Annotated in this window: 26 protein-coding genes; 10 read left to right on the top strand and 16 right to left on the bottom strand. The window is 71.7% G+C overall.

Annotated features, from left to right (window positions below; genetic code table 11):
- Positions 1-64: 64 nt before the first annotated feature.
- Positions 65-988, bottom strand: coding sequence for a proteasome assembly chaperone family protein (locus Pflav_RS24110; protein ID WP_173038413.1), 924 nt, complete (start codon positions 986-988; stop codon positions 65-67).
- 33 nt (positions 989-1,021) lie between these two features.
- The gene (add, locus tag Pflav_RS24105) at positions 1,022-1,993 is read right to left on the bottom strand and encodes an adenosine deaminase (RefSeq protein ID WP_232071836.1); all 972 of its coding nucleotides are present in this window, start codon (positions 1,991-1,993) and stop codon (positions 1,022-1,024) included.
- Between the two features lie 581 nt (positions 1,994-2,574).
- On the opposite strand from add, the gene Pflav_RS24100 reads away from it, so the two are divergent.
- Together Pflav_RS24100 and Pflav_RS24095 are read left to right on the top strand one after the other, a co-directional pair.
- Positions 2,575-3,339: a peptidase M23 gene (locus tag Pflav_RS24100; protein WP_173038410.1), complete on the top strand. Its 765-nt coding sequence runs from the start codon at positions 2,575-2,577 to the stop codon at positions 3,337-3,339.
- Between the two features lie 69 nt (positions 3,340-3,408).
- The gene (locus Pflav_RS24095) at positions 3,409-4,131 is read left to right on the top strand and encodes an EcsC family protein (protein ID WP_232071834.1); all 723 of its coding nucleotides are present in this window, start codon (positions 3,409-3,411) and stop codon (positions 4,129-4,131) included.
- On the opposite strand, the gene Pflav_RS24090 is transcribed toward Pflav_RS24095, so the two are convergent.
- Positions 4,103-4,957: an SGNH/GDSL hydrolase family protein gene (locus Pflav_RS24090; protein WP_173038408.1), complete on the bottom strand. Its 855-nt coding sequence runs from the start codon at positions 4,955-4,957 to the stop codon at positions 4,103-4,105. The two genes, Pflav_RS24095 and Pflav_RS24090, sit on opposite strands and share 29 nt — an antisense overlap.
- Before the next feature lie 139 nt (positions 4,958-5,096).
- Here Pflav_RS24090 and Pflav_RS24085 point away from each other — a divergent pair, with 139 nt between their 5' ends.
- Positions 5,097-6,662, top strand: coding sequence for a Na+/H+ antiporter (locus Pflav_RS24085; RefSeq protein WP_173038406.1), 1,566 nt, complete (start codon positions 5,097-5,099; stop codon positions 6,660-6,662).
- A 2-nt stretch (positions 6,663-6,664) separates the two neighbouring features.
- Complete coding sequence (locus tag Pflav_RS24080) at positions 6,665-6,922, top strand: UBP-type zinc finger domain-containing protein (protein ID WP_173038404.1); 258 nt, start codon at positions 6,665-6,667, stop codon at positions 6,920-6,922.
- Positions 6,923-6,970: 48 nt separating this feature from the next.
- Here the strand turns inward: Pflav_RS24080 and Pflav_RS43895 are convergent, their stop codons facing one another.
- The 7 genes from Pflav_RS43895 to Pflav_RS24050 form a co-directional block, all read right to left on the bottom strand.
- Entirely contained in the window at positions 6,971-7,123 is a 153-nt protein-coding gene (locus Pflav_RS43895; protein ID WP_197938726.1) for a hypothetical protein, read from the bottom strand.
- A complete protein-coding gene (locus Pflav_RS24075) occupies positions 7,120-7,848 on the bottom strand; it encodes an LLM class flavin-dependent oxidoreductase (protein WP_197938725.1) in 729 nt (242 codons plus the stop codon). Before Pflav_RS24075 ends, Pflav_RS43895 begins: the two co-directional genes overlap by 4 nt.
- Positions 7,849-7,862: 14 nt before the next feature.
- The gene (locus Pflav_RS24070) at positions 7,863-8,651 is read right to left on the bottom strand and encodes a Rossmann-fold NAD(P)-binding domain-containing protein (protein ID WP_197938724.1); all 789 of its coding nucleotides are present in this window, start codon (positions 8,649-8,651) and stop codon (positions 7,863-7,865) included.
- Between the two features lie 245 nt (positions 8,652-8,896).
- Positions 8,897-9,403 (bottom strand): GNAT family N-acetyltransferase, encoded by a 507-nt coding sequence (locus tag Pflav_RS24065; protein ID WP_173038402.1) that lies wholly within the window; start codon positions 9,401-9,403, stop codon positions 8,897-8,899.
- A gap of 10 nt (positions 9,404-9,413) precedes the next feature.
- Positions 9,414-9,851: a DUF3307 domain-containing protein gene (locus tag Pflav_RS24060; protein WP_173038400.1), complete on the bottom strand. Its 438-nt coding sequence runs from the start codon at positions 9,849-9,851 to the stop codon at positions 9,414-9,416.
- A 145-nt stretch (positions 9,852-9,996) separates the two neighbouring features.
- On the bottom strand, positions 9,997-10,248 hold the full coding sequence (locus tag Pflav_RS24055) for a CPCC family cysteine-rich protein (protein WP_173038399.1): 252 nt from the start codon (positions 10,246-10,248) through the stop codon (positions 9,997-9,999).
- Between the two features lie 68 nt (positions 10,249-10,316).
- On the bottom strand, positions 10,317-13,343 hold the full coding sequence (locus Pflav_RS24050) for a glycoside hydrolase family 9 protein (RefSeq protein WP_232071830.1): 3,027 nt from the start codon (positions 13,341-13,343) through the stop codon (positions 10,317-10,319).
- Between the two features lie 200 nt (positions 13,344-13,543).
- On the opposite strand from Pflav_RS24050, the gene Pflav_RS24045 reads away from it, so the two are divergent.
- Both Pflav_RS24045 and Pflav_RS24040 read left to right on the top strand, forming a co-directional pair.
- Positions 13,544-14,266, top strand: a complete 723-nt coding sequence (locus tag Pflav_RS24045) for a PP2C family protein-serine/threonine phosphatase (RefSeq protein ID WP_173038395.1) — start codon at positions 13,544-13,546, stop codon at positions 14,264-14,266.
- 53 nt (positions 14,267-14,319) lie between these two features.
- On the top strand, positions 14,320-15,027 hold the full coding sequence (locus Pflav_RS24040; protein WP_173038393.1) for a hypothetical protein: 708 nt from the start codon (positions 14,320-14,322) through the stop codon (positions 15,025-15,027).
- A gap of 9 nt (positions 15,028-15,036) precedes the next feature.
- Here the strand turns inward: Pflav_RS24040 and Pflav_RS24035 are convergent, their stop codons facing one another.
- The 4 genes from Pflav_RS24035 to Pflav_RS24020 all read right to left on the bottom strand — a co-directional run bounded on the left by Pflav_RS24035 (position 15,037) and on the right by Pflav_RS24020 (position 22,118).
- Positions 15,037-16,533, bottom strand: coding sequence for a DUF3459 domain-containing protein (locus tag Pflav_RS24035; RefSeq protein WP_173038391.1), 1,497 nt, complete (start codon positions 16,531-16,533; stop codon positions 15,037-15,039).
- Positions 16,530-18,767, bottom strand: a complete 2,238-nt coding sequence (gene treY / locus Pflav_RS24030) for a malto-oligosyltrehalose synthase (protein ID WP_173038390.1) — start codon at positions 18,765-18,767, stop codon at positions 16,530-16,532. Before treY ends, Pflav_RS24035 begins: the two co-directional genes overlap by 4 nt.
- The gene (glgX, locus tag Pflav_RS24025) at positions 18,767-20,872 is read right to left on the bottom strand and encodes a glycogen debranching protein GlgX (RefSeq protein WP_173038388.1); all 2,106 of its coding nucleotides are present in this window, start codon (positions 20,870-20,872) and stop codon (positions 18,767-18,769) included. The genes treY and glgX overlap by 1 nt, the downstream gene beginning before the upstream one ends.
- Before the next feature lie 82 nt (positions 20,873-20,954).
- Entirely contained in the window at positions 20,955-22,118 is a 1,164-nt protein-coding gene (locus tag Pflav_RS24020) for an epoxide hydrolase family protein (protein ID WP_232071828.1), read from the bottom strand.
- 18 nt (positions 22,119-22,136) lie between these two features.
- Between Pflav_RS24020 and Pflav_RS24015 the strand changes: the two genes are divergently transcribed.
- Positions 22,137-22,718, top strand: a complete 582-nt coding sequence (locus tag Pflav_RS24015) for a nucleotidyltransferase family protein (RefSeq protein ID WP_173038384.1) — start codon at positions 22,137-22,139, stop codon at positions 22,716-22,718.
- Positions 22,711-23,820, top strand: coding sequence for an XdhC family protein (locus tag Pflav_RS24010; RefSeq protein WP_173038382.1), 1,110 nt, complete (start codon positions 22,711-22,713; stop codon positions 23,818-23,820). Before Pflav_RS24015 ends, Pflav_RS24010 begins: the two co-directional genes overlap by 8 nt.
- A 257-nt stretch (positions 23,821-24,077) precedes the next feature.
- Here the strand turns inward: Pflav_RS24010 and Pflav_RS24005 are convergent, their stop codons facing one another.
- Positions 24,078-25,451: a helix-turn-helix domain-containing protein gene (locus tag Pflav_RS24005; protein WP_173038380.1), complete on the bottom strand. Its 1,374-nt coding sequence runs from the start codon at positions 25,449-25,451 to the stop codon at positions 24,078-24,080.
- Entirely contained in the window at positions 25,445-25,600 is a 156-nt protein-coding gene (locus Pflav_RS24000; protein ID WP_173038378.1) for a hypothetical protein, read from the bottom strand. Before Pflav_RS24000 ends, Pflav_RS24005 begins: the two co-directional genes overlap by 7 nt.
- 109 nt (positions 25,601-25,709) lie before the next feature.
- On the opposite strand from Pflav_RS24000, the gene uraD reads away from it, so the two are divergent.
- On the top strand, positions 25,710-26,204 hold the full coding sequence (gene uraD / locus Pflav_RS23995; RefSeq protein WP_173038376.1) for a 2-oxo-4-hydroxy-4-carboxy-5-ureidoimidazoline decarboxylase: 495 nt from the start codon (positions 25,710-25,712) through the stop codon (positions 26,202-26,204).
- 49 nt (positions 26,205-26,253) lie between these two features.
- On the top strand, positions 26,254-26,526 hold the full coding sequence (gene uraH / locus Pflav_RS23990; protein WP_232071826.1) for a hydroxyisourate hydrolase: 273 nt from the start codon (positions 26,254-26,256) through the stop codon (positions 26,524-26,526).

Here is a 26,526-nt window from a genome sequence, read left to right as displayed (position 1 = left end):
GCCAGGCCGGGCCGCGGGCAGGGGCCCGCGCGACGGACCGGCCAGGACGGGTAGGGCGGCCGGCTTACTGGCTCGGCCCGGAGTCTCCGGACTTGCCCTGCTCAGCGAGGAAGCGCTCCAGCTCGGCACCCAACTCCTCGGCCGTGGGCAGCGGGCCGCTGTCGGCGAGCAGGTTGGCGCCGCGCTGGCGGCCACGGGTGAACGCGTCGTACTGCTCTTCCAGCGCCCGCACCAGCTCGGCGGCCTCGGCGGTCTGCGCGATCTGCTGGTCGATGTCGGCGCGCACGGACTCGGCGGCCTGGCGCAGGCCCTCGGTCGGCAGCAGCAGACCGGTTGACTTGGAGACCGAGGTCAGCAGCTGCTCCGCGGCCGGTGGGTACTCCGCCTGGGCGAGGTAGTGCGGCACGTGGGCGGCGAAGCCCATCGCGTCGTGGCTCTTTTCCCCGAGGCGGAACTCCAGCAGGTGGCCGGCGCTGCCCGGCACCTGGACCCGCTGGAGCCACGGCTCGTAGCCGGCGACAAGCTCGCGCCGGGTGCCGTGGGCGGTGATCCCGGTCGGGCGGGTGTGCGGGACGGCCATCGGGATCGCGTTGAGTCCGGCGGTCAGGCGCACGCCGAGGCGCTCGACCACCTCGATCAGCGCGGCCACGAGCCGCTCCCATTGCAGGTCGGGCTCAGGGCCGGTGAGCAGCAGGAACGGGGTACCGGCGTCGTCGTGCAGCAGGTGCAGCTCAAGCTTGGGCGCCTCGTACGACTCCCAGTGGTCCTCGACGAAGATCATCGGAGGGCGGCGGGAGCGGTAGTCGAGCAGCTGGTCGATGTCGAACGTGGCCACCGGCCGCGAACCGAGCGTCTCCAGCAGGTGCTCCCGGGCCAGGCGCACGGCGTTGCCCGCGTCGACGAAGCCGCTCAGCGCCTGCACCAGCACCGGTCGACCCAGGTCGGGCAGGTCGTCGGCCAGCTCGTACAGGCCATGCGGATCGAGCACCGGTCCTCCTCGGGACGAATTCCTTACCCGTAATTAAACCCCCGCGACCCAGGCGTCGATTCCCGCCATGAGCCGCCGCTGTATCTCCGGCGGCGCCGCCGAAGCCTCCACCGACTGCCGCGCCAGCGTGGCCAGCTCCGTATCGGTGCAGGTCAGCTCCTGCCTGGCGATCTCGTACTGCCGGTGCAGGCCGCCCGGAAACAGCAGCGGATCGTCGCTGCCGAGGGCCACCCGGACACCAGCGTCGAGCAGGCTACGCAGGTCAAGGGCGGTGAAGTCGGCGATGACGCCGAGCGGCGGGTATGACGTGGGGCACACCTCCAGCGCCACACCCTTCGCGGCGAGCAGGTCGAGGGTGCCCGGGTCGGCGCTCGCGGTGATGCCGTGCCCGATCCGGTGCGCGCCGAGCAGGTTGACGCAGTCCCGGACGTGCCAGGCCGGCTCGTAGAAGCCAGCGTGCGGCACGGCCAGCAGCCCCGCGTCCGCCGCGATCCGGAACGCCGGCGCGAAGTCGGCCACCCGCCCGCGCCGCTCGTCGTTGGACAGTCCGAATCCGACCACACCGGCGCCGGCGTACCGGGCGGCCAGGCGTGCCACCTCCTGCGCCACCTCGGGCGGGCGGGCCCAGCTCGCGGCCAGGACGACGCCGGTCATGCCGTCCCGCGCGCCGGCCAGCACCGCCTCGACCACCGGCTCCAGGCCACCGAGCCGGTCGGCGTAGGAGGTGGGGTCGACCTGGATTTCCAGCCACCCCGCGCCGTCGGCCGCGTCGTCCGCGGCGGCCTCGGCCACCACACGGGCGATGTCCTCGGCGGTACGCAGCGCGGCGCGCGCCGCGTCGTAGCGGGTCTGGAAAGCGGCCCACCCGTGCGTCATACCGGGGACGAGCGGTGGCGGCACGGGTACGCCGTACCGGTCGGCGAGCTCGGCCAGCGTCGCGGGGCGCATCGAGCCGGTCAGGTGGAGGTGGAGGTTGGCCTTCGGCAGGTGGCGGAGGTCACGCACAGGCTCGACGCTAGTCGCGCGGTGGCAAACTACGACACGTCCACATCCGACTACGGGGCGTTGGATCCGTTCCTCCGTACGGTTCCCGGGAAGTCGAGGGGGACTCAGCCGAACGTACGAGGTCGAGGCATGTCGGTTTCTGATCATTCAAGGCGGAGGATATCTGCCCTCATGTCAGGACTCTCTGGGCATACCCGACTTGCCGGTCTGGCGAGGTTATCGCCTCATGGCGCTTCCGTGACGCTCGGTGACGGGTTTGCTTCGCCAACAAAGTGGCGGGCGTCACAAAATCACTCTATGTAATCGCGAGGGGTGCTGTCTAACCTCGCCTGATGCGTGACGACGACACTAAGACCCCCCAGTCCGCCGCCGCAGCCAGCAGTAGCCGTTCGGCTGATGGCGGGTCCCCCGTACGGCATCGAGCGCCCGGCAACACTCACGTTCCGTCATGGCTACGGACGTTGCCCTCGGTAGTCGGAGAGCGTGCGAAGCGGTGGTCGGTCGATGCGCCCGCCTGGCTTCGCGCCCGCGACTGGGCGCAGATCCGAGAGCAGCTGAACACACGTAAGGTCCGGCTCGGCGTGGCCACCGGCGTCATCGGTGTCCTCGGCTTCGCCGCCCTCGCGGAGACCGGCGCCGCCACCGGCCCGGCGACCGTGGTCTCCCCGGTGGTGGCCGCGCACGCCGAGGCGCAGCGGGCCCAGGAGGCGGAGGACGTGGTGTCCCGTGCCGAGCGGCCCGAGCCCGCACCCCCTCAGGTCGCGGCCCCCCAGGCGGCCGACAACGGCCAGAAGCAGTCCACGAACGACGCTCCCCCCGCGCAGCCGCCGGCGGCCCAGCAGCCCCCCGCCGCCCCGAAGGAGGAGGCACCGAAGGCAGCGCCGGCCCAGCTCACGCCAGTCGCCGGCCTCTCGCAGGTACAGACCGAGAACGCGGCCGCGATCATCCGGGCCGGCGCCAAGAACGGCGTGCCCCAGCGCGGCATGGTCATCGCGGTGGCCACCGCGATGCAGGAGAGCACCCTGCTCAACCGGGCCAGCGAGGTGCTGCCCGAGTCCAAGCTGTACCCGCACCAGGGCACCGGCTGGGACCACGACTCGGTCGGCCTCTTCCAGCAGCGCACCAGCTCCGGCTGGGGTCCGGTGGCGGACCTGATGAAGCCGGAGTACGCGGCGACGAAGTTCTACCAGGGTCTGCTCCAGGTGCCCGGCTGGGACCAGATGCCGCTGACGTACGCCGCGCAGGCGGTGCAGGTCTCGGCGTTCCCCGAGGCGTACGCGCCGCACGAGCCCGTCGCGACCGCGGTGGTGCAGCAGCTCCTTCAACAGGGCGTAACCAACGGCTGAGCGCCGGTGGGCGAGGGGTGGTTCCTTCCGGGCACTATGGAGTGACCCCCCTCGCCCCCGGAGGCATCCGTGACTGAACCTCAGCCGCCAGCGGCGGCGCCAGAGGACCCCACCGCGGAAGACGGGCCCGCCGAGCCGCCAGCCGGCTTGTGGGACCGGATGAAGAGCGACCCGCAGTACGCGCCGGAGCACCTCGCCCTCGAGGCCGTCCGGCGCCTCGGCCCAGAGGCGAGACGCTGGGCCGAGCTGTCCCGGGCTCAGCAGCCCGGCATACACCCCGACGAGCTGGCGCGCCGTGCCACGCGCCGGTTCGTCAACTTCGCCCGCCTCTCCGGCGCGGTCTCCGGCGCCGCCGGCCTGCCCGGTGCGGTCGTCGACGTGGGCGTGCTCGCCTGGACCCAGGCCCGGATGGTGCTGCACGTCGCCGCGGCGTACGGGATCGACCCGACGCACAGCGACCGGGCGACCGACCTGCTCGTCCTACAGAAGGTGCACAAGGTCGCCGAGACCGCCCGGCTGGCGCTGGGCGTGGCCGCGGGTCGGGAGCGGGCCGGCGCCCTCTTCGGGCAGCCGGCAGCGGCCGGTCGTACGTTTCTGCGGCTGGGCGTGAAGCTGGCCCAGATGGCCGGCGTCGGCGCGGCGAAGCGCATGGTCGCCAAGGTGGTGCCCGGCGCCGGCATCGTCTTCGGCAGCTGGGCCAACTCGGCGGCGACCAAGGACCTGTCCCAGCGGACCCAGGCGCTCTACCGGCAGCCGCGGCTGCCTAGACAGCGAAGCGGCGAGGGAATGTGACCTCGGCGAGCGTCTCCTGACCTTCCGAGCTGGGGTGAAACCAGTCCCGGCGGTTGATCTGGAACGTGTGGAACTGGACACGGTGGGCGGCGCCGCCGTCGTAGAGGCACTGCCGGCCGTACGCCTTGCAGGCCGCCGCGAGCTGGGCGTTGTACTCGTTGACCCGCTCGGCCACGGCGGCCCGGCGTTCGACGTCCGGCCGGGCCTCGGACGACGGGTTGGCCAGCAGCGGCGGGCAGGTGCCGTTGCGCGCCCACGCCCGCACCGCCTGGTTCTCCCGGTGCGCGATCACCCAGAGGCGGTTGAGGTCGGGGATGCTCACCACGAGCACGCGCGCCTTGGGTAGCCCACCCTTGAGGATGTCCAGCGACGTGTCGAGCTCTCGCCGGAAGTCCTCGACCGGCGTCATCTCCTCGACACTGCTGCGGCAGACGTCGTTGGCCCCGATCAGGATCGTCACGTACTCGACGTTCGCGTCGACCGCCTTCTGGGCCTGTCCGGGCAGGTCGGCAACCCGGGCGCCTGGCTCGGCGAAGTTGTGCGCGTTGTCCTTGATCGCCCTGTTCCGTGCGAGCAACCGGCGGTAGTGGCTGTCGACAAGGCCGCTGTCGCCGGTCGACCAGGACTGCCGCTTGCACCGGGTGAACGTGATACAGGCGCCGTGAGCGGTGGTGATCGAGTCGCCGAGGGCGGCCATCGACGATGGGAGGCTGCTGTTGATGGGGCCGGGTGTCCGGTCCGCCCGGCCGCCCGCGCTGCCCTCTTCGCACGCCAGCGCCAGGATCGCGGCCAGGGCGAACAGGGCGGTCGTCCAGCGTCGGCGCATCGTGGCTTCCCGATGTCTCGGTGGCGGACAGCAACGGCATGACTACTGTAACGAATTGTCTGCGGACGGTGCCGCCCGCTTCCGCAGTCGACGCCCGCGCGGTGGCCACTACCTGCGGGGGCCGCATAAGCTTCTGCGCATGGATGGGCTGGGCGAGATCATCGCGCTGGTGGGGATCTCGGTGATCGGCACGGCGTTTGCCCGCAAGCTGGGGCTTCTGGCGCCGATCGTGCTCGTGATCGCCGGGCTCGGCTTGTCGTTCCTGCCGTTCGCGCCCGAGGTGCACCTCGAGCCGGAGATGGTGCTGATCGGCATCCTGCCGCCGCTGCTGTACGTGGCGGCCATCGAGATGTCGGTGCCGGCCTTCCGGTTCAATCTGCGGCCGATCCTGCTGCTCGCGATCGGGCTGGTCATCTTCACCGCGTTCGCCGTGGGTACCGTGCTGCACCTGCTGCTGCCCGCGGTGCCGTACGCGCTCTGCGTGGCACTCGGCGCGGTGGTCGCGCCGCCCGACGCGGTCGCCGCCACGGCGGTGGCCCGGCGGATCGGGCTGCCCCGCCGGCTGGTCACGATCCTCGAAGGCGAGAGCCTGGTGAACGACGCCACGGCGCTCGTGCTGCTGCGGGTGTCGGTGTCCGCCGCGACCGGTGCGGCGGTCGGCTTCATGGACGTGACCGTCGACGTGGCGCTCGCGGCCGGCGGTGGCATCTTGATCGGCGGGGCCGCCGCGCTGGTGATCGCGTACCTGCACAGGCGGATCAAGGAGCCGCTTGTCGACACCGCGCTGTCACTGCTCACGCCGTTCGTCATCGTGCTGCCAGCCGAGGCCGTGCACGCCTCGGGGGTCGTGGCGGTGGTGGTCGCCGGGCTCTACATCGGCCACCGGATGCCCACCCTCATGTCGGCGGCCTCCCGGCTGCAAACCGACGGGTTCTGGCGGATCGCCCGGTTCCTGCTCGAGGGTATGGTCTTCCTGCTGGTGGGCCTACAGCTCCGCGAGATCGTGCGCGACCTGGACACACCGTGGACCGAGGTCGTCTGGGTCACCGCGGCGGTCGTGCTCACGCTGCTCGTGGCGCGGTTCGCCTGGGTCTTCCCGGCCACGTACGCGGCCCGGCTCGTGCCCAAGATGCGCCAGCGGGACCCGTCGCCCACGCTCAGTATGCCGACAGTGATCAGTTGGGCCGGGATGCGCGGCGTGGTGACGCTGGCCGCCGCGCTCGCCCTGCCGGAGACCAGCGAGGTGGCGTACCCTCGGGAGCTTTTCGTCTGGCTCGCGTTCGCGGTGATCGTGGTGACGCTGGTGCTACAGGGCGCGACCCTGCCCTGGGTCGCGCGGCGCCTGCGAGTGCCGCCGGACGACCCGACGCAGGACACGCTCGTCGAGGCGGCGACCCAGAACGCGGCCAGCCGAGCCGCCCGCGACCGGCTGGAGGCGCTCGCCGACGGCGCGCCGGCCGCGACTGTCGAGCGGCTGCGCGAGGTCGCCGAGCACCGGGTCAACAAGGCGTGGGAGCGGCTGGGCGGCGCGACGGAGACACCGTCCCAAGCGTATGGTCGGCTCCGCCGCGAGATGATCGACGCCGAGCGCGAGGTGTTCCGGAATGCCCGCGACGAGGGACGCATTCCCGAGGAGGTGCTCCGCCGGGCCCAGCGCGATCTGGACTTGGAGGAGTCGTTGCTGCTGCGAACGACGGAGGACTAAGGATGGCCTGTACTCATCTCGCTGAGGCCGGCACGGTGGAGCCGCAGACCACGGAGGGCTGCCAGGACTGCCTGGCCGCCGGCCACCGCGACTGGGTGCACCTGCGGCTCTGCCTCACCTGTGGGCGGGTCGGCTGCTGCGACTCGTCGCCGGCCAAGCACGCGAGCGCCCACTTCCGCGAGGTCGGACACCCGGTGATCAAGTCCTTCCAGCCGGGCGAGGAATGGCGCTGGTGCTTCGTCGACGAGAAGCTCGGCTGAGCGGACCGGACGATCCGGTGGCCGGGCCTTGGGCCCGGCCACCGGCACTCACGGCACCAGGGGCCGGACCTCCTGGGCCACGAAGCGCATGAAGCCCTCCGGGTCTGGGTCGTCCGGGGTGGGCTGAAGCACCACAGTGGTGGCACCCGCCTCGACCCAGGCGGCGATTCCCTCGGCGATCTGCTCCGCGCTGCCCGTCACGCTCCGCTGCGCGATCGAGTCATACCCCACTTCACCCGCTCGGCCTCCAGCCGCTCGGCCGCGTCCGGGCCAATGGCCGCGTGCACGCTGACCACGATCTGGTGCGGGTCGTCGGCGCCCTCTGCACGGCGGGCGCGCCCCTCGTCGACGAGCGCCCTAGCCCGCCGTACCTCATCGGGCGGGGTGCCTCCGCTGAGCAGCGTGCCGTCCCCGAGCTCGCCGGCCAGGCGCAGTGACCGGGGACCGACGGCCCCGACGAAGAGCGGAGGACGGGCCGGCGGCGGCCAGTCGAGCGCGACGCCGTCGAGCGACACGTACCGCCCCTTGGTCGTGACCCGCTCGCCGGCCAGCAGCGCGCGCAGCGCCGTACCGTACTCGCGGAGAAGGGTGACCGGCGACTCGGCCCGCACGCCGACCTGGCCCATCCAGTCCTGGACGCCGTGGCCGATGCCCACCAAGGCCCGGCCAGGGAAGAGGCGGTCGAGGGTGGCCACCTCCATCGCGGCCACCGCGACGTTGCGCAGCGGCACCGGGAGCAGCCCAATGCCGACCCGGAGCCGCTCGGTCCAGGCGAGCGCGGCGGACATGCTCGCCACCCCGCCTTCCAGGAAGCAGTCCTCCCACAGCCAGAGCTCCTCAAGGCCGGCCTCGTCGGCGGCCTGGGCGACGGCGCGCAGCCGCTCAGGCGGGAGGTACGGCAGGTACACGGCGCCAAGAGTCGTCATGCCGCGATCCTGCCTCACGCCTCTGACAGGGCCGCGATGAGTTCCCGCTCGCGGCCCGGGCTCAGGCCAGCCTCGCGGTGACGGTCGAGACCCCGCTCCCGTTCCCAGGCCAGGGTGTCGGCGAGCATCTGCTCGCGCGGGCGGTGCCGCAGCCCGGCGCTGACCGCGGCGGCGCCCTTCCGGTCCATAAAGGACCCCCAGCCGGGCGCGCTCACCCACATGGCAAGCGACTCCTCGCCCATGAACTCAGGCACCTCCCGCGACCGCAGCCACGCCGGGTCGGCGCTGACCACCGGGCCGTCGTGCCCGCCGACCTTGCGGGACAGCGCGATCCACTCGCCGAGCGGCACCAACGGGCCGACCGCGTCGTACGTGCCGGTCGTCCCCGCCGCTGCGGCGTCGAGCAGCCACGCGGTCAGGTCACGTACGTCGACCACCTGCGTGGCCTGGTCGGGCACGTCGGGTACCAGCAGCGGCGCCGCGCGATCCCGGGCGGCCCGGGCCACCCAGTACCCGGTGCGGTCGGTGTGGTCGCCCGGCCCACCGATAAGTCCTGAGCGGGCGATCAGCAGCCGGTCGCCGGCCGCCGCGACGCAGGCCCGCTCGCAGGCCACCTTCGCCTCGCCGTAGAGCGCCCGGTCCACGGTGTCCAGGTCGGTCGGTGGGAGCAGCTGGCCCGACTCGTCGTCGCCGGGCGTGCCGTGGTCGGCGTAGACGTTGCCAGTGGAGACGTACGTCCAGTGCCGGGCTCTCGGGGCGAGTGCGTCGAGCGCCCCGCGCACGAAGCCGGGCTGCCAGGACACGTCGAGGACCGCGTCCCAGTCCTGCCCGCGGACCTCGTCATACGCCTCCGGCGTGCTCCGGTCGGCGACGACAAGCGTCGCGCCCCGGCCACCTCGCCGCTCTCACCGCGGGCCAGGCAGGTCACCGCGTGGCCGCGGGACAGCGCCTCCCGCGCGAGCTCGCGACCCAACCATGCCGTGCCACCCAGAACCAAGATCTCCATTGGACCAGACAACCAGCCGGGTACCCGGCGGCCCAGCCCTGTTCACCCAGAGCGCAAGCGCTGGACCAGCACCTGACCAGGCCATTCGCTCACAGCGAACGTATCGGTGGCGGTGAAGCCCTGCCCCTCGTAGTACCGGACCAGCTTCCGGTCGCCGCCGGCGTAGCAGTCCACCCGCAGCAGGTGCGCGCCGCGCTCGCGGGCCATCTCCCGGGCGTGGTCGAGCAGCCGTGCACCGACGCCGCGACCGGCGAAGGCCCGGCCGGTGACAAGGAGGTTGACGTACAGCTCGGGCTCAGTTGCCGGCGGTACGTAGTGCATCGCCGCACCGACTCCCAATGCGCCGGCGACCTGCCCGTCGAGGTGGGCCAGGTGCAGCCGGCCGGCTTCGGCCCACTCGGTGATCTGGGCGACCGCCCGAGGGTTTGCCGAGCGCGGCTGGGTGCCCCACTGGCCGGTGCGGCCGATGCTCACCAGCCAGGCCGTCGCGTCGTCGAGCAGCCCGAGAACTGTGTCGATGTCGCCGGGCCCGCCGGGGGTGATGCGCATGGGTGCCTTTCTACAGCCTCGCGATGAGTAGCGCCGAGACGAGAAGGGAGAACCAGTGCAGGGCCTGGTCGGCGACGTACATGCCGCAGACCGGGGACGTCTGCTCGGCGAAGACCGGGGAGCGGGTATACCGCAGCAACTGGCGTACCGGCGTGCGGCGGTCGAGGATCGCGTGGCTGACGACCGAGAAGGCGAAGCCCGCGACGACGCCGGGCAGCGACAGCGGCAGCTCCAGCGTGAACGCGGTACCGGCGAGCACCGCGCCGGCGGTGAGGTGGTAACTCAGCAGATGTCCAACCATCGCCCGGACTCCGGCGCTTCCGCTGGCGGCTTTGTTGTCGGCCTGCTTGTCGGTCTGCGCGACGTGGTCGCCGAGCTGGTGCCCGATCAGTAACGCGAGAAGGGCCACCCCGAAGGTGGCCTGGATGGTCAGTTGCTCGGCGCTCATCATGGCATCCTGCGCGACGGCTCAGATTAGATCAGCGTGGTACCTGACAGTTCTGAGGATTGTGGCGAAGGTTTCACGGGCCTCGGCCGGGATGAGCCGAGGTCTCAAGCGCCGTGACAAGCTGCTCGACTGGCTACGGTGACGGCTACACGATCTCTTCGGGTCGCGGCTTGCGCACCACGTCCCGATACTTCGGATGGCTGGCGCCGTAGAGCGCGAAGTTGAGCTTGGCCTCGCTCAGCGTGAGATCGCCGTTTGGCCCGCCCACCGCGACGAACGCCCCCGGATCCGCCTGCGCGGGGTCGGTCCAGAAACAGACCGGGCATGTCACGCACCCGGTCCGGTAACCACAGCATGGACAGCGGCTTACGACCGATGCCTGACCCTTACCACCCACGCGCTCTACCCTTTCACGCCGCCCGCCCCCGGCGTAACCCGGGGACGGGTGGCTATATGGGCGATCTTTCAGCTACACGTGGCGCCGTTCAGGGCGAACAAGCCAGGTGACGGATTGGGTCCGCTGGTCGAGGCATTGAAGCCGAACGTCTTCGAAGCGCCCGGTTCGATGCGGCGGTTGTGCGATTGGTTCCGAGCCGTGACCGTGGCACCGGACTGGGTGGTGTCGGCCAGCCAGGACTGGGTGACCTTCTGTCCACCTAGGAATGCCCAGCGCAGAGACCACCCGTCGATCGCGGAAGTACCGGTGTTCGTGATGGTGGCTTGCGCGGTGAAGCCGCCGGTCCAGGTGCCGTGCACGACGTAGCTCACCTGGCAGCGAGTCGCCGGCGCCGGACCGGCCGCACCTTGGTCGGCCAGGAACGAGGCGACCCAGGCCAGGGCCGAGTTCCAGTTGATGGCCACCTCGTTCGTCGCGTACGACTCGATGTGGTCGACGTAGCAGAACATCGGCTGGCACCCGTCGAGGAGCTGCTTGGCGAACGGGTCGTCCAGGCTGGCGTTCGCCCCGCCCGCGATCGAGCCGGCCGGCGGGTGTGGCAGCGAGGCGTCCGCCTGGTTGGCGAAGATGCGGCTGTGCTGGTTTTGCGACGCCTTCTCGCCCCACCCGGTCACGTACGACTGGTTGAGCGCGTTGCGGCCCAGGATGTAGTCCACGCCCTGGATCGCGCCGTCCCGGTACTTGGCCGTGCCCGAGATGTCGAACGCGGTGGCCAGCACCACCATGTTGTTGAGGATGTTGCTGTTGGCGCCCCAGAAGTAGGCGCCCCGGTGGCCCGGCATCGGCAGGCCGTACGCCTGGCCGGCCTGGGTGGTGAGGTACGCGTCGGCGGCGGAAAGCACCGAGGCGCGCAGCCGGTCCCGCTCGGCGGCCGGCAGTCCACTCGGGACAGTGGCCAGGTCGAGCCGGCCGAGCGCGGCGGTGCTGCCCCAGCCGAAGCCGGTCGAGCCGAAGACGTCCGCGCTCGTGTGGTGCGGTGAGGCGGTCAGGTCCGTCAAGTACGGCGCCTCGCCGGTGGTCAGGTACAGCTCGGCGGCCGCCCAGTAGAACTCGTCGGTCACATCGTTGTCGCTGTATGTGCCGCCGCCGTTGCCGTCCTGCGGGTTGGCGTACACGGCCGGGTTGGCCTTGGCCGCCGCGTAGGCCGTCTTCGCCGCGGTGAGCGCCTTCGCCGCGAACGCCGCGTCGTACGGCGCGAAGAGGCGAGCGCCCTGCGCGGCGGTGGCGGCGAGGTTGAGCGTGGCGGCCGTGGACGGCGGGTGCAGCTCGCGCGGCTGCGGGTCGTCCTCCGGGGCCATCGGGATGCCGGTCCAGTTGGCGTCGTGCATCTTGTGGTGCGCCATCCCGGCGCGCGGCTTGCCGGCCGGCACCTGCATGCGGATGAGGAAGTCCAGCTCCCACCGGGCCTCGTCGAGCACGTCCGGCACGCCGTTGCCCCGCTCCGGCACGCGGAGGGTACCGTCGGCCAGCCCCGCGCCGCCGCCGGCCGTCGGTGCCGTCTTGGTCCGCTCGAACGAGCTGAGCAGCTGGGCCGTGGCGATGCCGCCGTTGACGACGTACTTGCCGTGGTCGCCCGCGTCGTACCAGCCGCCGCGCACGTCGAGCCGATAGTCACAGACGCCGGGCTGGCAGGGTACGTCCGTGTCGCCCTTGTTGGGGGCCACGCCGAGGTGGCCGGCGGGGCGGGCGTACTGCTCGCCGATCAGCCCACCGTCGATCGCGATGCCGCTGCGCTGGGCGTAGAAGAACTGGAGGGAGTCCGAGCGGAGCTGCTTGAAGACGTCGCCCGCGATGTCGAACGGATGGCTCGTCTCGCCGTCGGCGGTCAGCGTGTACCCCGTTCCAACCGTCTTGAAGGAGCCGAAGTCGACGGTGTGGACGTTCTGCCCGGACGCCTGGTCGGTGCCCCGCGGCGCGGTCTGGCCGCTGGCCACCACGGTGCCGCCGCCGTTCTTGAGCTGCCAGGGCAGCGCCTCGGTGGCGGTGGTGACGACCGTCGCGCCCTTGGGGCCGGACGGAAGGTAGCCGGCCTGGTTGACCCGGACGCGGGGGCCGGTCTCCGGCACGTACGGCGGCTCCTCCTCGCCGCCGAGCAGGGAGACGTTGTCGAGGCAGAGGGTGTACGCGGTCGGGTTGGCGCCGACCTGGAACGCGACCTGCGCCTGGTCGGTGTCGACCGGCGAGGTGAAGGTGAACTCGAGGTGCTGGGTCTCGCCGGTCACGGTCACGTCCCGGCTCAAATACGCGGTGAACGGGTCGACGCCGAGCTGTACGGCCGCGCGGACTGTGGCGCCCGGTGCGGCCGAGGCGTCGAACGAGAACGTGTACGCGGAGCCGGCGACAAGTGGCACGCCGTTTTGCCCGACGCCCGCGTCCCACGGGTTGGCGAGGCCACCGGGCACCTCGGAGCAGAGCCGGCCGTCGAGCACGGCCGTTGACGTGGTGCCGTACGAGTACCAGCCGGCCGTACCGTCGTTGAAGTCACCGTTCTCGACCTGCTCCGGCCCGCCGCCGCCCGCGGAGCCTTCGCTGGTGAGCGAGACGTCGTCGAGGCAGAAGGTGAAGGGATTGGCCGAGCCGCCGAGCTGGAACGTGAACGCGCCGTTCGTGGAGTCGATGTTGCCGTCGAACTCGTACGTGAAGGTCTGCGGTGTGGTCGTGAGCACGACCTCGCGGGACAGTGCCGTGGTGAACGGCGTCTCGTTGAGCTGGACGTTCGCGCGGACCGGCCCCGACGCGGTGGCCGAGGCGGTGAAGGTCAGCCGGTACGCGTCGCCGTCGACGAGCGGGATGTCGTTGTGGCCGATGCTGGCGTCCCAAGGGTTCGCAGTGCCGCCCGGCACCTCGGCGCAGAGGCGGCCGTCGACGGCGGCGATCGGGGTGTTGGGGGTGTTCCACCAAGGGGCGGTCGTGCCGTCGAAGGTGCCGTTGTCTATGTGCTCGACCTCCTCGGCGTGGGCCGTCCCGGTGAGTGCGGTGGCGGCCAGGAAGGCGGCGGCGAGGGCCGCGAGGATGGCGGTGGGGCGTCGGGTCACGGGCGGATCCCTTCCGGATGTGGGAGCGCTCCCAATCGCCATCGATGTTGCCAGCGCGTTTCGCTGATGTCAATCGATGTCTCGGGATGTCGCCGCCGTCCCCGAGCATCCCGTAGAACAAAAAGGAATTTAACCCCATAACGGGCGGGACCGGTGATCTACTAGAGACATCCAAACGTCGCCCTGGCAGGCTCCCTGCCATGACCCTGAAGCTGCGCTACGCGGCGGTGAGCGATACCGGTCTGGTTCGGCCCGCGAACCAGGACTCGGTGCACGCCGGACCACACCTGCTCGCCGTCGCCGACGGCATGGGTGGTATGGCCGCCGGTGACCTCGCCAGCCGCATCGTCATCGAGTCCGTGGCGCCGCTGGACCGGGAGATTCCCGACGATGGGTTGATCGAGGCGCTGCGCGAGGCGCTCGCCACGGCCAACGGTCGCATCCGCGAGGCGGTGGCCGAAGACCCGAGCCGCGACGGCATGGGCACCACCCTCACGACCGTGCTTTTCACCGGTACCGCCCTGGCGCTCGGGCACGTCGGCGACTCCCGCGCGTACCTGCTCCGCGATGGGCAGCTACAGCAGATGACCAGGGACGACACGTTCGTGCAGATGCTCGTGGACGAGGGTGTGATCACTCCCGAGCAGGCCAGCCACCACCCGCGGCGGGCGGTGGTCACGCAGGCGCTCCAGGGCGGCGACGCCACCCCCGCGTACACGTTCATGCGGCCGACCGTGGGCGACCGGTGGCTGCTGTGCAGCGACGGCCTGTCCAATGTGGTCAGCGCGGAGACGATGCAGGAGGTGCTCAGCGGGTACCCGGATCCGGGTGACTGCGCCGCGCGGCTGGTGGACCTGGCGCTGCGGGCCGGCGGGCCGGACAACATCACGGTCGTGATCGCGGACATGGTCGCCGAAGGCTGAGCCGATCGACGGGCGCGTAGCCGGTGGTGCGGTGACGGGATAACGTTCCGTCCATGCATCCCGGGTCGCCACACCAGCCCCCGCCGCAGCAGCCCGCACAGCCCAACAACCAGGTTGGCGCTGCCCTGCCGGTCCTCGTCGGCGGGCTCGTGGTGCTGCTGATCATCGGCATCATCGCCGCCGCGATGATCATTTCCTCCGGGCTGGAGAACGACGATCCCGTGCCGGTGGCCGCCTCCCCGACCGCGTCCCAGTCGTCTCCGGCGCCCTCGGCCTCCTCGGCCGCGCCGCAGGAGTCCCCGTCGCCGGAGCCGTCCACTTCGGAGGATCCGCGGCACGACTCGTGCCTGATCGGCACCTGGCGGGAGACCTCGCACGAGACCGACACGACGATCGACGGGGTCCGGGTACGGCTGCGCAGCTCGGGCGCGGTCCAGCACTTCCGGGCCGACGGCACGCTCCAGGTCCGGTACGGCGACCGCGGCATCAACGCGCGGGCCAAGGTCAACAACCGCACCTACGAGGTCATCACGACCGGCCGGATGGACTACAACTGGCAGACCGGCGGCGGCCAGATCCTGTACAGCAACGCGAGGGCGACGGGCACGGTGATCTGGCGGCAGAGCGGCCGGGAGACCGGTCGCACGCAGCTGAGCGGCAGCGTGGACCCGGAGCGGTACACGTGCGACGGCAACTCGCTGCTCCAGATCGGCCCGACCTGGACCATCGAGCTTCAGCGGATCAACTCCGCGCCGCAGTAACGAAAGGGCTCAGCGGTCGAAGCGGCAGCAGGCGATGACCGCGGCCGACTCGCCGGGCAGGTCGGCGGCGTCGTGGACGAGCACAAGGCCCGGCTCGGTCGCGGCCAGCACCGAACGCGCGGTGCCGTGCAGGTTGATGCGCTGGGTCGTGCGGCGCAGGTTGGCGACCACCACACAGCTACCGCGGCGGATGGCGAGGAAGCTGCCGCCGTGCCAGACCTCGCTGCGACGGAGCACCGGCGAGGCGAGGTCGGGCTGGCTCTTGCGCAGCACGATCAGCCGCCGGTGCAGGTCGAGCATGTCGCGGTGCTCGGCCTTGTCGAGCTCGGACCAGTCCAGCGCGCCGGGCGTCGACACCCCGTCGGGCCCGAAGGGCATCCGCGCGGCCCACTCCTCGCCCATCTGGAGCACCGGCGTCGAGGGCGCGGTGAGCAGCAGCGTCGCCCCGATCCGGAGCAGGCCGGGGGAGAGGGCGGCGGTGGGGCGGTCGGTGGTGAGCACCGTGGCGAAGCCGGCGCGCAGGATGCCGAACAGCTGCTCGAGCGAGCCGAACTCGGCGCGGTGGTCACGGTCGAGCGCCGGGATGCCGGCCGCGCCGCCCGGTGAGGGTGCGAGCAGCTCGGCCAGGTCGGCGCCGGGGCCGGGGATGAACCGGGCACCGGCGAGCCCCGAGCCGGCGATCAGCGCCAGCGGGCGCCCCAGGCCGATCGAGAGGGCGGAGACCGCGGCGGAGAGCTCGTCGAGCAGCAGCAGCGCGTCGCGGTCGATCAGCGTGTGCGCGGCGTCGAGCCGGACCCCGTCGGCGTGGTAGTCACGCAGCCACATCAGCACGTTGTCGGTGATGAAGCTGCGCATGCCAGCGCCGTGCGGTCCGTCGAGCGCGAGCGTGTGGCCCCACGTGTTGGCCACCTCGGCCAGGTACGGCCCGATGCGGTGCGCGCCGGCGCCCGGCTGGAGGTGGTCGTACGCCAGGTTGAGCACCACCGCGATACCGCGCTCGTGGCAGGCGTCGACGAAGCGCTTCAACCCGTCCGGACCGCCATACGACGGGTGCGGCGTGTACCAGCACGCGCTGTGGTGGGCCGAGCCGCGCTCGACGTTGACCGGGTGCAGCTCGACGGCGTCGACGCCCAGGTCGGCGAGGTGGTCGAGGCGGGCGATCGCGGCGTCGAAGGTGCCGTCCGGCGTGAAACCGCCCACCCGGACCGAATAGATGACGCCGCCGGACAGGTCACGCCCGGTCCACTCGTCGTCGGTCCACGGGAAGGCGGCGTGGTCGTAGGTGCGGCTGGGACCGTGCACCCCATACGGCTGCCAGCGCGAACGCGGGTCCGGCAGCGGCTCGTCGGAGTCGTCCAGCAGGTACATGTAGTCGGTGCCGTGCGCGGCACAGTCGACGTCGGTGCGCCACCACCCGCCGGCGTCGAGCGCCATGCGATGGTCGATCCCGTCGATGCGCACGCGAAGCCGGGAGGCCTCCGGCGCCCACACACTAAAACGCGTCATCTGGCAGCCACCACCAAAAGAGCAACTGGATAGGCGGACAGCACTTCCGATATCAGCACCCGCCGGGCCTGCCACGTGCGTCCCGTCAACGTGTCGGTCCAGCGCCCCGGAGCCAACGCAAGCTTAGTGCCGCCCCAGCCCCCACGACATGCCAACTTAGCTGGCAATCTGGTGGCTACGGCCACAACGCTACCCCGGTCGAACGCCACCGCGTGCTCGGCCGCCGGACCCTCCACCGCCACCGGTGAATAGCCGGTGAACGGGTGGTCGCGCCGCGCCCGCAGGACCCGGCTCGTCACGAGCAGCTTCGCCGCCCCGGTCTCGTCTACCGGCGGGAGCCACCCGGTGTCGAGGCGGGCGAGCAGGTCACGCCGGGCGCCGAAGTCGACGGGCCGGCGGTTGTCCGGGTCGACCAGCGAGTTGTCCCACAGCTCCGTGCCCTGGTACGTGTCCGGTATGCCCGGCATCGCGAGCTGTACGAGCTTCTGGCCGAGCGAGTTCGACCAGCCGTACGGCGTGATGGTCTTGACGAAGGCGGCGATGTCCGCGCGTAGCGCCTCGTCGTCGTAGGCCCGGTCGACCGCCGCGTGCATCGCCGCCTCGAAGTCGCGGTCCGGGTCGCCCCAGCTCGTCGAGACGCCCGCCTCGCGCGCCGCCTTCTCCAGGTACGCGTGCAGCCGCTCCCGCTCGATCGGCCAGGCGCCGGCCACGGTCTGCCAAAGCAGAAGGGCAGTATTTGGATCTTGGAGTGGCGCGGCCGCCGTCCACCGGCGCAGCGTCGCCGCCCATTCCGCCGGCATCTCCGTCAGAACGGCGAGCCGCGCCCGCACGTCCTCGGACCGCTTCGTGTCGTGCGTGGACAGCGTCGTCATCGTGTGCGGGCAGTCCCGCTCGCGCACCGTGGCCGCGCGGTGGAACGCCGCCGGTGTCACGCCGAAGCGGCCGGGATTGCCGCCCACCTCGTTGAGCGCGACGAAGCGGGTGTACCGGTAGAAGGCGGTGTCCTCGACACCCTTTGCCATCACCGCGCCCGTGTACTGCTGGAAGCGGATCGCCAGCTCGTCCTCCGGGTCGCCGAGCCGGGCGGTGAGCGCGTCCAGTTCGTCGGCGAGGTCGGGGCGGCGCAGGCCGGCCTCGACCCGTGCGGCCGCGAGATGGCGGGCGCCGCCGGGCAGGTACGAGCGGTACACCTCGAAGCCGGCGGCGAGCTCGGCGAGCACGTCCGCGGCGCGCGGGATCTCCGGCGCGAGCCGGGCCAGCCGGTCCCGCTCGGCGGCCAGCAGCGTGGTGGCGGCTTCCATCTTGGCCTTGTACGCGATGTCCGGCCACCTCGCGCTCCCGGCGAGGCGGCTGAACGTCTCCTCGCCCTCCGGGTCGGCGAAGAGCCCGCACACCTCGCCCAGCGCGTCGTACCCGGTCGTGCCGTCCACCGGCCAGGAGCGGGGCAGCCGTTCGCCCGGCTCCAAGATCTTCTCCACCAGCAGCCACGCGGACGGCGCCGCCGCGCGCAGCCGGGCCAGGTAGGCGCCGGGGTCGCGGAGCCCGTCGGGGTGGTCCACCCGGATGCCGTCGGCGTCCCAGCGCAGGATCTCCGCGTGCGTCGCGCCGAACACGTCCGGGTCCTCGACGCGCAGGCCGGCCAGCGTGGACACCGCGAAGAACCGCCGGTAGCTCGGGCCCTCCCGCCACGAGACGAGCCGGTAGTGCTGCCGGTCGTGCACCTCGCGCGGCTCGCCCCCGCCGGTGCCGTCCGCGATCGGGAAGCGCTGCTCCTGGTACACCAGCTCGTCGCCGACCACCTTGAGGTCGTCCAGCGCCGCGCGATCGTCGGCGAGTACGGGCAGCCGGATCCGGCCCTGCGCCCAGTCGACGTCGAACCACGGTGCGTACGGAGAGCCCTGTCCCCGGCGCAGCACGTCCCACCAGGCCGGGTTGGCCGAGGGCACCGCGACCCCGGCGTGGTTGGGCACGATGTCCACGACGAGGCCGAGGCCGGCCCCGCGCAGGGCCGCGCGCAGCCGGTCGAGCGCCGCCGCCCCGCCCAGCTCCGGGTTGACCCGCGAGTGGTCCACGACGTCGTACCCGTGTGCGGAGCCGGGCGTGGCGGCGAGCAGCGGCGCGCTGTACAGGGCGCCCACGCCGAGCGCGGCGAGGTAGTCCACCAGCTCGGCGGTCTTGAGCAGGTCGAAGTCCGGCCGCACCTGGATGCGGTACGTGGGGTGCGGCCCGCTCATCAGACTGCCCGGTCCAGGACCAGCAGGGATCTCTCCGGCACCGTCACCTTCGCGTCCGCGCCGAGCATCACCGGGCTCAACGGTCCGGCCTCGGACGTGTCGATGACCGTCTGCCACTTCTCGCCGTACTCCGCCGGCGGCAGCACGAACTCGATCGGCTCGTGGTGGCCGTTGAAGCAGAGCAGGAACGAGTCGTCCGACTGGCGCTCGCCGTACCGGCCGCGCTCGCGGATCCCCTCGCCGTTGACGAAGACCGCCAGCGCGCCGACGTCGCTGTCCCAGTCGGTGGCCTGCATCTGGCGCCCGTCCGGCGTGAACCACTCCATGTCCGCGACGGGGGTGGACGCGCTGCGCGACTTGACCAGGTCGCCGGTGAAGAAGCGCCGGCGGCGGAACACCTTGTGGCGGGCCCGGAAGGCGGTCAGCCCGCGTACGAAGTCGAGCAGCCGCTCGTCCACGTTCTCCCAGTCGACCCAGGACAGTTCGTTGTCCTGGCAGTACACGTTGTTGTTGCCACGCTGCGTGCGGCCCAGCTCGTCGCCGTGGCTGATCATCGGTACGCCCTGCGAGAGCAGCAGCGTGGCGAGGAAGTTGCGGCGCTGCCGGGCCCGCAGCGCGAGCACGTCGGCGTCGTCGGTGGGGCCTTCCACCCCGGAGTTCCACGAGCGGTTGTAGCTCTCGCCGTCGCGGTTCTCCTCGCCGTTCGCCTCGTTGTGCTTGTCGTTGTACGACACGAGGTCGGTCAGCGTGAAGCCGTCGTGGCAGGTGACGAAGTTGATGCTGTGGAAGGGGCGCCGCCCGTCGTCCTGGTAGAGGTCCGCCGACCCGCTGATCCGGCTGGCGAACTCGGCGAGCACCGGCTGCGAGCGCCAGAAGTCGCGGGTGGTGTCGCGGAACTTGCCGTTCCACTCCGTCCACAGGGGAGGGAAGTTGCCGACCTGGTAGCCGCCCGGCCCGATGTCCCACGGCTCGGCGATGAGCTTGACCTGACTGACCACCGGGTCCTGCTGCACCACCTCGAAGAACGTGGAGAGCCGGTCGACCTCGTAGAACTCCCGTGCCAGCGCGGCGGCCAGGTCGAAGCGGAAGCCGTCGACGTGCATCTCCTGCACCCAGTACCGCAGCGAGTCCATGATGAGCTGGAGCGTCTGCGGGCCGCGCATGTTGAGGCTGTTGCCGCACCCGGTGTAGTCCATGTACTGCTGCGGGGCGTTGTCGACGAGCCGGTAGTACGCGCCGTTGTCGATGCCCTTGAAGGCGAGCGTTGGGCCGAGGTGGTTGCCCTCGGCGGTGTGGTTGTAGACCACGTCGAGGATGACCTCGATGCCGGCGGCGTGCAGCGCCCGCACCATGCCCCGAAACTCCTGCACCTGCTGTCCCAGGTGCCCCATCGCCGAGTACCCGTGGTAGGGCGCGAAGTAGCCGATCGTGTTGTAGCCCCAGTAATTGCGCATCCCGCGCTCGTCGAGGCGGTGGTCGTGGATGAACTGGTGCACCGGCATCAGCTCGATCGCGGTCACGCCCAGCCGAGTGAGGTGGTCGATCATCGCGGGGTGGGCGATGCCGGCGTAGGTACCGCGCAGCTGCTCCGGGATGCCCGGGTGCCGCCAGGTGAGCCCCTTGACGTGCGCCTCGTAGATGAGCGTGTCGTGGTACGGCCGGCGCGGCGGGCGGTCGTTGCCCCAGTCGAAGTACGGGTTGACCACGACCGCCTTCGACATGAACGCCGCCGAGTCCACTTCGGACATGCGCTCCGGGTGCTCCAGGTCGTACCCGTAGAGCGCCGGGTCCCACCGCACATCGCCGTCGACGGCCTTCGCGTACGGGTCGAGGAGCAGCTTGTTCGGGTTGCAGCGGACCCCGCGGCCCGGGTCGTACGGCCCGTGCACCCGGAAGCCGTAGCGCTGGCCCGGCTCGACGCCAGGCAGGAAGGCGTGCCAGACGAACGCGTCGACCTCGTGCAGCTCGATCCGCTGCTCGGTGCCGTCCGCGTCGAAGAGGCAGAGCTCGACCGCCTCCGCCACCTCGGAGTAGAGAGCGAAATTCGTGCCTACACCGTCATAAGTCGCGCCTAAGGGGTATCGGCGCCCAGGCCAGACCAACATGACCTCACAGTACGTCCTGACCTGGACTTTTGATCGGCATAGGCACGTGATTCGATTGACGGTTTGAACCGGTTGACCCTGGTTACCCGAGGATCACGCCGTCATGCCGCGATCGCCATACCGAGCCGAAGAAGGCGGCGATGTCGGCGGCCAGCAGCTCCGGAGCCTCGGCGGCCGCGAAGTGGCCACCCCGGGGCATAGGCGTCCAGCGGCGGACGGCGAAGAGGCGTTCCATCCACTCGCGCGGCATGTCGCCCTCGTCGGCGAAGTGCTTGTTGAACTTGGCGAAGCCCGTCGGCACGTCCACGAAGTCGTCCGGCCCGAGCGGCTCCCGGAACCACCGGTTGTCGTAGTAGTCGCGCATCGAGGACGTGATCGTGCCGGTGATCCAGTAGAGCGTGACGGTGGTGAGGAGGACGTCGCGGTCGATGGTGCAGGCCGGGTCGGACCAGGCACGCCACTTCTCGAGGATCCAGGCGGCCAGGCCGGCGGGGGAGTCGGCGAGGCCGTACCCGAGGGTCTGCGGCTTGGTCGACTGGATCTCCTGGTAGCCCCGCTCGGTCAGCCCCCACCGCGTGAAGCCCTCGCGGTACGCGCGCTCCGCCTCGCTGAGCGGGCGCGAGCCGGGCCCGGTGTAGGGCGGGATCTCCGGCGTGCTGAAGTGCAGGCCGATGAGCGGGGCGGGGTCGTCGAGCCCCATGTACGTGGCGACCCCCGCGCCGAAGTCGCTGCCGCCCGCGGCGTACCGCTCGTACCCCAGCTCGCGCATCAGGCGGTGCCACAGGCCGGCGACGTACCGGTACGTGACACCGGTGCGCGGCGGGCGCGCCGAGAAGCCGTAGCCGGGCAGGGACGGGAGCACCAGGTCGAACGCCGGCCCGTCGATGCCGTGCGCGGCCGGGTCGGTGAGCAGCGGTACAAGCGGGAGCAGCTCGGCGAACGTGCTCGGCCAGCCGTTCGTGAGGACGAGCGGGATGCCACCGCCACCCGTGGCACGGGCGTGGACGAAGTGGACTCGCGTCCCGTCGAGGGTGGTACGGAAGTGCGCGAAGCGGTTGAGCTCCCGCTCCTGGGCCTGCCAGTCGTACCCGTCCGCCCAGTAAGTGAGCAGGTCACGCAGGTACGTCTCGTCGGTGCCCTGTGCCCACGGCTCGCCCGGTGCGGGGTCGGGCCACCGGGTGTTGCGGACGCGGTCGCGCAGGTCGGTGAGAACGGCTTCCGCTACGTCGATCTCGAACTTCTCCACGGGCAATAGAGTAGGGCGATGACCGTCGCCGGGCTGCTGCTCGCGGCGGGGGCCGGCCGCCGGTACGGCATGCCGAAGGCCCTCGTCCGGATGGGCGGGCGGCTGCTCGTGGAGCGGGCCGCGGAGACGCTGCGCGCGGGCGGGTGCGAGCCGGTCGTGGTGGTGCTGGGTGCGGCCGCCGATCGGGTGCGCGCCGAGGCGAGCCTGGGCGACGCGATCGTGGTGGAAAACCCGGAGTGGCCGACCGGCATGGGTTCGTCACTCGGAAGCGGCCTCCGGGCAACCCTGGAGCTCGGCGTGCAGGCGGCGCTCGTACTCCTGGTTGATCTTCCTGGAGTGACCCCAGCGGCGGTGCGCCGGGTCGCGGCGCTGGCCTCGCCCGACGCGCTGGTGATGGCGGGTTATGGGCCCCGCAGGGGGCATCCGGTCCTGCTCGGACGCGAGCATTGGGCGGGCGTCGCGGCGGTCGCGATCGGTGACGTGGGTGCGCGCCCATACCTGTCCGCGCACAGTGCGGCCGTGCGGGTCGTCCCGTGCGAGGACGTGGCAGATGATCGTGATGTGGACACGCCGGAGGAGCACACTGGATCTCATGCGTGACGTCCTCGACGACCTGCTGCGCTGGTGGCAGGCGGGCCAGCCAGTGGGGATGGCGACGGTGGTGGCGACGTGGAAGAGCGCGCCCCGGCAGCCAGGCGCGACGATGCTTGTCGGCCCGGATGGCACGGCGGTCGGCAGCGTCTCCGGCGGGTGCGTCGAGGGCGCGGTCTACGACCTTGCCCAGGAGGCCATCGCCGACGGGGTGCCGCGCCTCCAGCGGTACGGGGTGAGCGACGACGACGCCTTCTCCGTGGGTCTCACCTGCGGCGGCACGATCGAGCTCTTCGTGGAGCGGGTCGACCGGGAGAGCTTCCCCTGGCTGGCGGAGGTGGCCGAGTCGATCGACAAGGGCGAGCCTGTCGCGGTGCTCACCTGCGTCGACGGGCCGCCCGAGCGGCTGGGGCGCCACCTGGTGATCGGGCCGGGCGAGCGGCAGGGCACGCTCGGCTCCGCGCGGCTCGACGACGCGGCCACCGACGACGGGCGCGGGCTGCTCGCCGCCGGACGCAACGGCGTGCTCCACTATGGACCTGACGGGCAGCGCCGAGGCAGTGGGCTGAGCGTGCTGGTGCGGGCGTACGCGCCACGACCGCGCATGATCGTCTTCGGCGCGATCGACTTTGCGGCGGCGGTGGCCCGGATCGGTGGGTTCCTCGGCTACCGGGTGACGGTGTGTGACGCGCGGCCGGTGTTCGCCACGGCCAAGCGCTTCCCCGAGGCCGACGAGGTGATCGTCGACTGGCCGCATCGCTACCTGACGGCTGAGGCCGAGGGCGGGCGGATCGACGAGCGCACGGTGGTGTGCGTGCTGACCCACGACCCGAAGTTCGACGTGCCGGTGCTACAGGTCGCGCTGGACATGCCGCTCGCGTACGTCGGCGCGATGGGCTCCCGCCGCACTCACGACGACCGCCTGGCCCGGCTGCGCGAGGCGGGCGTGCGCGACGACGCGTTGGCCAATCTGGCCTCGCCGATCGGGCTCGACCTCGGCGCGCGTACGCCGGAGGAGACCGCGGTCAGCATCGCCGCCGAGATCATCGCGAGCCGATGGGGTGGCCGCGGGGTCCGACTTTCCGAGACAACCGGCCGGATCCACCGGTAGCTCTCGAATACGCGCCGGGCCTCGGCTCTTTGCAATCATGCATTTGTGCTGGTCGTGGGAGGGCACTGCTGTCGGCTAAGGTCCGGCCTGATATCGGTACCTTTCCGGAAACCGTTGACTCCCTTTCGGGTTCGGTGTGATACTCGCTATTCACCGGCGTCGATCGGCGCCGGTGCCGCAGGCCCTCCTCGATGGGAGAGTGGCGTGGCGGCTTCGGCGGTCGCCACGCCACGCCTGCCTGCCCGGGACCAAGCGGCTCAGCGGGACAGGCGGAGGGCGAGGAAGAAGTCGACGCGGTCTTCGAAGCGACCCAGGTCCCGGCCGGTCAGCGCCTCCACCCGGCTGATCCGGTAGCGCAGCGTGTTGACGTGTACGTGCAGGCGCTCCGCGCACCGGCTCCACGATCCGCCGCACTCCAGAAACTCGGCCAGCGTGCGCACAAGGTCGGCGTCGTGGGCTTTGTCGTACGCGACAAGCGGCCCCAGCAGCCGATCCCGAAACGCGTCGCGGGCGTCGGCCGGCACCCGGGCCAGCAGCAGCTGGTGTGAGGCCAGCTCGGTCGAGCAGACCACCGCCGTGCGGCCGCTCGCCGACCGGTGTGCGTGCCTGGCCTCCGCGACCGCGCCGGGCAGCGTGGCCAGGCCGACCGCGGGCGCGCTCACGCCGATCGCCAGCCGCCCGCTGCCGAGGCCGGGGGTGAGCGCCTCGACCGCGGACCGGAGCGCGGCCGGCACGTCCACCTCGGGCGCCACCGTCACGATGCCAAGGACGGCCTGGTCGGCGAGCTGGGTGACGGCCGCGTGCGGGCAGACCGCGCGCAGCGCCTCCTCCAGTACCGCCACGGTCAGGTCGGGCGGCGTGCGCAGCCCGGTCAGGCCGGCCACCACCGCCACGAACGTCGCCTCCGGCTCCAGCCCGCACGACAGCACCCCGGCCCGCAGGTCGGCCGCGCCCGCGCCGGTCGCCAGCTGGCGACCGAGACCATCGGCGAGGCGGCGCTCCACGCGCACCACCTCGTCGAGCTGGGCGCGCTCCAGCGCGACAAGGCTGACCAGCTCCTCGGCGCCGTCGGGCAGCCCCGACGGTGCCGCCGCCTCCGCCGAGAACGCCACGAACCACGACGCCAGCCGGTGCTCCGGCCGCCCGGGCACGCCGGTCAGCGTGTAACCACCGGCCGTCGCCGGCAGCCGCGTGGCCCCGAGGAACGCGCGGGCGAGCTCACCGCCGGGCGGCGCGGCGTCCGAGCCGGCGATGGGCCGACCGGTCGGCGAGTACACCCAGCAGGCCAGGCCGAGGTCGGCGGCGACAGGTGACAGCAGGTCGGCCAGCCGGGCACCCGCGGCCATCGCCGCCACAAGTCCTCTTTGCCGCCCGAGTACGGTGGCGAGTCCGCTCGCCCGCTGCGCCCACAGTGACGGGTTGACCGCGTCGACGATCTCGCGGAACGACACCTCGACCGGCACCTCGAAGAGCGGGATGCGATGGCGGGCGCACGCCTCGACAAGGTCGGGCGGGACGGTGCCGAAGACCGCGTCGCCCGCGCCGATCGCGGTGACCTTCGCGGCGGCGCAGGCGGCCACGAACGCCTCGGAGTCTTCCGGCCCGCGCCGCCACACCATGCCGGTCAGCACGATCTCGCCGCCGGCCAGGTAGCGGCGGGGTCGGGGAGGTCGGTGACGTACAGGCGGGTGACCGGCCGCTCGCGCCCCTCCGCGCCCGTGAGCAGGGCAAGCTTCAGCCGAGGCTGGTCGAGCACCTCGCGCAGCAGCATCGCTCGCATCTCCCAAGGGGCCGCTTGTAGGAACCTACGAAAACACTACGGCGCGTATGTTGCGGTTTCGGTGTCAGAGCCGGTTCATGGCCGGTTGTCGGACTGGTCTACTGGCCGAATGAGCGAGGGTCTCGTCGATTTCAATGCGCTCCCGCTCGCCGAGGCCGAGCGGGAGCTGCTCGCGTGCTGTGCCGCACCCGCCTGGGCGAAGGCGGTTGCGGGCGGTCGCCCGTACCCGGACCGGATGGCGCTGAAGGCGGCGGGCGACGCTGCCGCACGAGGGCTGACCTGGGCGGACGTCCTGCTTGCCCTGTCCGCCCACCCGCGGATCGGGGAGCGGCCGGCGGGCGACGGGCGGGAGGCGGCCTGGTCGCGGCGGGAGCAGGCCGGGGCGGACGACCCGTCGGTCGCGTCGGCGCTGGTCGAGGCCAACCGGGAGTACGAGGAGCGGTTCGGGTACGTGTTTCTGATCTTCGCGACCGGCAAGAGCGCGCCGGAGATGCTCGCGGCGGCGCGGGCGCGGCTGGCGCACGACGAGGAGGCCGAGCGCCCCGTCGTGCGGGAGGAGCTGCGCAAGATCGCCCTGCTGCGGCTGGAGAGAATAGTGCCATGAGTCTATCTACACACGTGCTCGACAACGCGACCGGAGAGCCCGCGCGGGGGTGCCGGTACGGCTGGAGCGGTGGGCCGGCGACGGCTGGCGGACCTTCGCCGCAGGTCACACCGACATTGACGGCCGCCTGCGGGACTGGGTCCCCGCCGAGATGTGGGGCCCGGGCGGGTACCGCCTTGTCTTCGACACCGCCGCCCACAGTGGACCGGACGCGTTCTTCCCGGAGGTCGTGGTCGCGTTCCGGGTCACCGATCCGACCCGGCACTACCACGTACCGCTGCTGTTGAGCCCGTACGGCTACACGACCTACCGGGGGAGCTGA

Source organism: Phytohabitans flavus (genome assembly GCF_011764545.1).
In the GTDB taxonomy this organism is placed as follows: domain Bacteria; phylum Actinomycetota; class Actinomycetes; order Mycobacteriales; family Micromonosporaceae; genus Phytohabitans; species Phytohabitans flavus.
This window is presented reverse-complemented; position numbering and strand designations above follow the sequence as displayed.

Excerpts from the sequence above, each read along its gene's own strand:
- treY (WP_173038390.1), bottom strand. The coding sequence starts at position 18,767 with ATGAGCGGGCCGCACCCCACGTACCGCATCCAGGTGCGGCCGGACTTC.
- glgX (WP_173038388.1), bottom strand. The coding sequence starts at position 20,872 with ATGTTGGTCTGGCCTGGGCGCCGATACCCCTTAGGCGCGACTTATGAC.
- Pflav_RS24040 (WP_173038393.1), top strand. The coding sequence starts at position 14,320 with ATGCATCCCGGGTCGCCACACCAGCCCCCGCCGCAGCAGCCCGCACAG.
- Pflav_RS24035 (WP_173038391.1), bottom strand. The coding sequence starts at position 16,533 with ATGACGCGTTTTAGTGTGTGGGCGCCGGAGGCCTCCCGGCTTCGCGTG.
- Pflav_RS24065 (WP_173038402.1), bottom strand. The coding sequence starts at position 9,403 with ATGCGCATCACCCCCGGCGGGCCCGGCGACATCGACACAGTTCTCGGG.
- Pflav_RS24085 (WP_173038406.1), top strand. The coding sequence starts at position 5,097 with ATGGATGGGCTGGGCGAGATCATCGCGCTGGTGGGGATCTCGGTGATC.
- Pflav_RS24045 (WP_173038395.1), top strand. The coding sequence starts at position 13,544 with ATGACCCTGAAGCTGCGCTACGCGGCGGTGAGCGATACCGGTCTGGTT.
- Pflav_RS24000 (WP_173038378.1), bottom strand. The coding sequence starts at position 25,600 with ATGCGAGCGATGCTGCTGCGCGAGGTGCTCGACCAGCCTCGGCTGAAG.
- Pflav_RS24080 (WP_173038404.1), top strand. The coding sequence starts at position 6,665 with ATGGCCTGTACTCATCTCGCTGAGGCCGGCACGGTGGAGCCGCAGACC.
- Pflav_RS24015 (WP_173038384.1), top strand. The coding sequence starts at position 22,137 with ATGACCGTCGCCGGGCTGCTGCTCGCGGCGGGGGCCGGCCGCCGGTAC.
- Pflav_RS24060 (WP_173038400.1), bottom strand. The coding sequence starts at position 9,851 with ATGAGCGCCGAGCAACTGACCATCCAGGCCACCTTCGGGGTGGCCCTT.
- Pflav_RS24010 (WP_173038382.1), top strand. The coding sequence starts at position 22,711 with ATGCGTGACGTCCTCGACGACCTGCTGCGCTGGTGGCAGGCGGGCCAG.
- Pflav_RS24075 (WP_197938725.1), bottom strand. The coding sequence starts at position 7,848 with ATGACGACTCTTGGCGCCGTGTACCTGCCGTACCTCCCGCCTGAGCGG.
- Pflav_RS24090 (WP_173038408.1), bottom strand. The coding sequence starts at position 4,957 with ATGCGCCGACGCTGGACGACCGCCCTGTTCGCCCTGGCCGCGATCCTG.
- uraD (WP_173038376.1), top strand. The coding sequence starts at position 25,710 with ATGAGCGAGGGTCTCGTCGATTTCAATGCGCTCCCGCTCGCCGAGGCC.